Genomic DNA, 4,586 nt, shown 5'->3' with positions numbered 1-4,586 from the left:
CATTGACGCCGCAAATCCTGCGACCTGCCGCTGCGCAACGTGGCCGCATCTCGTGACCGCACCTGGCGACCGCATCTCGTGATCGCACGCCGCGACCGCTCACGCAGGGGAGGGCGGAGATCGTCATGAATCAACGCGCATGAACCATGCTTCTACCACCGGCGTGGCCGAGGCCTGCGCGCGCGTCATGACGCGGGCCCGTCACGTCTCCATCGACGACGCTGCCGTCGCCGCCGTCTGCGACGCCTGGCAGCACGAGCCCCACCCTGTTCCGGAGTGGAACCGCGCGCTGCACTACTTCGATGGCACGCGCGCCAGCGCCAACTACGTGCTGGTGCTCGACGCGCTCAACTTCTGCTTCTGGCCCGATCCGGGACAACCGCGGTGGACCGTGGCGTACCGCGATCGCCCCCACACCGGCTACTGGGCCCTGTCGGCCGCGCTCAAGAAGGCGGCCGAAGAGGGTGTGCCCGTGCTGGACGCCGGCTGGCTCGCCGAGGTCGATCGCTCTGCGGTCGAGCGCCTGCTGCGCGGCGTCGAGGGCGAGATTCCGCTCATGGAGCACCGCGTGACCCACCTGCAGGAGGTGGGGCGGGTGCTGGCCTCGCGCTACGACGGCCAGTTCGCCAACATGGTCGAAGACGTGGGCTTCGACGCGGTCGATCTCGCGCTGCGCGTGGCGGCTGACCTGTCGTCGTTCGACGACGCGGCGGTCTACGACGGTGAGCGCGTGCCCCTGTTCAAGCGGGCCCAGATCGTGGCGGTCGACCTGTTCGGAACCTTCGATGGCGCCGATTGCGGACGTCTCACGCGCCTCGAGGCCCTCACCGCCTTCGCCGATTACAAGGTGCCCCAGGTGCTGCGGCGGCTCGGGGTCATGCGCTACGACGCCGCGCTGGCCGACGTCGTCGATCGCGAGGTGCACATCGCGCCGAACGATCCGATGGAAGTTGAGATCCGTGCCGCCACGGTCGACGCGGTCGAGCGCATCCGCGCGGGCCTGGCGACGCGGGGGCACGGGGCGCGGGCCTTCGAGATCGACTGGTTCCTCTGGCAGCTGGGCCAGCAGCGGCACGCCGATGATCGCCCGTATCACAAGACGCGGACGGTGTTCTACTGATGGCCGAGACGATGCGCGACGGTTTCTCGTTCGAGGTCGAGACACGACTCGAGGGCACCTGGGCCCGCACCGGCGTGCTGCGCACCCCGCACGGCGAGGTGCGCACGCCGGTCTACTGCCCCGTGGGCACGGCGGCCACGGTGAAGGCGCTCGACGGCGATGAGCTCGAGGCGGCCGGCGCCCAGATGCTGCTGGCCAACACCTATCACCTGCTGCTGCGTCCGGGGCCTGAGCGCGTGCGTGCGCTCGGCGGGCTGCACGATTTCATGTCGTGGCGGCGGCCGCTGTTCACCGACAGCGGGGGGTTCCAGGCGTTCTCGCTGGGCTACGCCAAGGAGCACGGCGTGGGCAAGATCGGCAGCATATTCCCGGGCAGCGAGCAGCCCAGGCCCAGCACCTATGGCGGCCCTGGCGTCGAGTACACGCGCATGGCGCGCATCGACGAAGACGGGGTGACCTTTCGCTCGCATCTCGACGGGTCGTCGCATCGGCTCAACCCCGAGATCTCCATCGGAATTCAGCAGAAGCTCGGCGCCGACATCATCGTCGCCTTCGATGAGTGCACGTCGCCCCTGTCTGACCACGCCTACACCCAGCGGGCCATGGAGCGCACCCATCGCTGGGCTGCCCGCTGCATCGCGGCCCACGGTCCCGAGCACCCCCAGGCGCTGCTCGGCATCGTGCAGGGCGGCGCCTATGAAGACCTGCGGCGGGTGTCGACCGAGGTCATCGCCTCCATGCCCTTCGATGGCTTTGCCGTGGGCGGGTCGCTGGGCAAGGACAAGAGCGAGATGCACCAGGTGCTCGAGTGGACGATTCCGGGCCTCCCGGACGGGCGCTTCCGCCACCTGCTGGGCATCGGCGACGTCGACGATCTCTTCGAGTGCGTGGCGCGGGGCATCGACAGCTTCGACTGCGTGATCCCCACCCGTTTCGCGCGGCACGGGACCATCTTCGTGGGCCCTGAGCACGCCACCAAGCGGCGCTTCCGCATCAACATCAACAACGCCCAGTACGGCGCCGACCAACGCCCCATCGAACCCGGATGCGCCTGCCCGGCGTGCCGGCGCTACACCCGCGCCTACATCCACCACCTGTTCAGAGCGGGTGAGCTGCTCGGCATACGGCTCGCGACGGTGCACAACGTGTGGTTCATGCAGCGTCTCATGGAGCAGATCCGCGCGGCCATCATTGATGGCACCTTCGTGGCGATGAAGCAGGCCTGGCTCGGCGGCTGACGGAGCTGAAGCCCTGCTCGAGGGGCTGAGCCCAGGAGAGGGTAGCGCGCGCCTGCCTCAGCGACCGAGCTGCATGTCGCGAATCTCGCGCAGCGCGTGACGGCCAGAATCGGAGGTGAGGCGGTAGAGCACCTTCACGCTGCGCCCCACCATCCAGGGGGCTTTGTTGAGCAGCAGGTCGATGCCCGAGTGCAGCCGCGCGTAGTCGAAGCGCAGGTTCACGGCTTCGCCGCGCTTGCCCTCAACCGTGAGGAAGCCGCCGTTGCCGTGCAGCTCGAGCGAGGTGACCACGCCTTCGACGGTGAGGTTCTGGGGAGTGCCCACGTAGTACTCGGGCGCCAGCTGCTCTTGGGAGACGTAGCGGAACCATACCTGCCGGATGCCTGCGAGAGGCACCGAGTAGGGGTTCTGGCGCCAGAAGCCGCTGAGCTCGGTGAACGGGTTCTCGAGCTGCATCTGCATCGTCTCGCCCGTGAGCAGACGCACATCGGCCTGGATGCGACCTTCGGTGTAGACGAACTCCATGTCGGAGACGTCGGTGAGGGGAACCTCGACCAGGCCTTGTCCCCACTTGCCCCGCACATAGGCCACGAGGTCGCCGCGGTCCTTGATGCCCTGCACTCTCACCCATGAGACCGCGACACCCTGCTGGTCTTTCACGCCAGCATAGAGGCCGGGCACGGTAGGGCCCGGACCGGTGAACGGAGGCGCGGGCGTTCCCGCGGTGAGCTGCGCGCGGGCCGGCGCCGGCGCCCAGAGCACGAGTACGGCCAGGAGAAGGGCGAGTCGAATGGGTTTCATATTCGCGGCCTGTTCGCGCTTGGGGGGAGGCAGTCCTCCGGGCGGAGAGGGACGGGACATCTCGCCCACCACGACGTGCGCGGGGCAGGCGGTGCGCAACCCGGGGATCAGGCTTGCGTGGATGCCTGCTGGCGCCACCAGGCCTGCCCCTCTTCGCTCAGGGTGTAGATGGGGTCGTAGTACGGGTAGGTGCGGTTGAGGGCGTCGGTGTCGTTTGCCTCGACCGAGGTGCGGTAGTTCTTGGTCCACTGCGAGACGCCGTGGGTGCGGTCGTATTCGCGCACCTGATGGATCCAGCGCTTGCCCACGAACGGCACGTCACAGACGATGCGGGGGGTGGCAAACCCCGGCAGGTAGCCCATGATGTCGTGCTGCAGCTCCTGCGCTTCGTACACGGCCAGCCGCCAGTGCTCGGCGTTCGGGATCATGTCGCACATGTAGAAGTAGTACGGCAAAATCTGGGCGTGGTCTTGAAGGGCGAAGCAGAGATCGAGCAGGTCGTGGGGCGAGGTGTTCACACCGCGCAGCAGCACGCCCTGGTTGCGCACGTCGCGGAAGCCCAGCTCGTGCAGCTTGCGCGCCGCCTTCGCCACCAGCGGGGTGACCTGGCGGGCATGGTTGACGTGCGTGTGCACGGCGATGTCGACCCCTCGATCCCACGCCTTCTTCGCAAGCCGCTCGAGCCCGGCCAGCACGCTGTCCTGCAGGAAGTGCTGGGGAACCGCCTGCAGGCCCTTCGATGCGAGGCGGATGTCGCGGATGTTCTCGATGTCGAGCAGCTGGCTCACAAACCCCTCGAGGGCTTGTATGGGAAGGTTGGCGATGTCGCCCCCAGAGACCACCACGTCGCGCACAGACGGGGTCTTGCGCAGGTACTCGAGCATGAGCGCGTAGCGGTCTTTCTGACCGATCTCGAACCGATGCTTCTTCACGGTGGGCACGTCGTTGCCCACCAGGTCCATGCGGGTGCAGTGGCCGCAGTACTGCGGGCACGTCGAGAGCATCTCGGCCAGCACCTTCGTGGGGTAGCGGTGGGTGAGGCCTTCCACAGCCCACATATCGGCCTCGTGAAGGCTGTCTCGCTGGGCGTGGGGATGGGATGCCCATTCCGGGTGGCGGTCGGCGCGGGCGGGCAGCATGTATCGACGCACGGGGTCGCGCCACAGGTCGGTCTCATCCATGACGTTCACCATCTGCGGGGGAACGAGGATGGACATGGTGGCGGTCTCCTGCTGGTCGCGATCCATGTCGGCCAGCAGATCGTCGGGGAGGAGCGCGCCGAACACCGCTTTGAGCTCGGCCAGGTTCTTGATCGTGTTCTTGCGCTGCCAGAGGGCGCTCTCCCACTCGGCCTGCGTCACGTCCTTGTACCCGGGAAGCCTGCGCCAGTCCGGCTCGTGGAAGTCGCTTCTGCGACGGTAGGCGTA

The 4,586-nt window shown here is 67.7% G+C and carries 4 protein-coding genes; 2 read left to right on the top strand and 2 right to left on the bottom strand.

Going from position 1 to position 4,586, the window contains the following annotated elements; all coding sequences use genetic code 11:
• Positions 1 to 139: 139 nt before the first annotated feature.
• Together EB084_20010 and EB084_20005 are read left to right on the top strand one after the other, a co-directional pair.
• Positions 140 to 1,120 carry a hypothetical protein gene (locus EB084_20010; GenBank protein NDD30551.1) on the top strand — a complete coding sequence of 327 codons (981 nt, stop codon included), beginning with the start codon at positions 140 to 142 and terminating at the stop codon, positions 1,118 to 1,120.
• 11 nt (positions 1,121 to 1,131) lie between these two features.
• A complete protein-coding gene (locus tag EB084_20005) occupies positions 1,132 to 2,358 on the top strand; it encodes a tRNA guanosine(34) transglycosylase Tgt (protein NDD30550.1) in 1,227 nt (408 codons plus the stop codon).
• A 57-nt stretch (positions 2,359 to 2,415) separates the two neighbouring features.
• Here EB084_20005 and EB084_20000 read toward each other — a convergent pair whose 3' ends face one another.
• The gene (locus tag EB084_20000; GenBank protein ID NDD30549.1) at positions 2,416 to 3,159 is read right to left on the bottom strand and encodes a hypothetical protein; all 744 of its coding nucleotides are present in this window, start codon (positions 3,157 to 3,159) and stop codon (positions 2,416 to 2,418) included.
• Between the two features lie 107 nt (positions 3,160 to 3,266).
• Entirely contained in the window at positions 3,267 to 4,520 is a 1,254-nt protein-coding gene (locus EB084_19995; protein ID NDD30548.1) for a lysine 2,3-aminomutase, read from the bottom strand.
• Between the last annotated feature and the right edge of the window lie 66 nt (positions 4,521 to 4,586).

This window comes from Pseudomonadota bacterium (genome assembly GCA_010028905.1).
In the GTDB taxonomy this organism is placed as follows: domain Bacteria; phylum Vulcanimicrobiota; class Xenobia; order RGZZ01; family RGZZ01; genus RGZZ01.
The sequence above is the reverse complement of the archived record's forward strand: the minus strand, read 5'-3'. Positions and strand labels throughout refer to the sequence as shown.

Bases quoted from the DNA above. Each gene is read 5' to 3' on its own strand.
- EB084_20010 (NDD30551.1), top strand. From the start codon at position 140: ATGAACCATGCTTCTACCACCGGCGTGGCCGAGGCCTGCGCGCGCGTC.
- EB084_20005 (NDD30550.1), top strand. From the start codon at position 1,132: ATGCGCGACGGTTTCTCGTTCGAGGTCGAGACACGACTCGAGGGCACC.
- EB084_20000 (NDD30549.1), bottom strand. From the start codon at position 3,159: ATGAAACCCATTCGACTCGCCCTTCTCCTGGCCGTACTCGTGCTCTGG.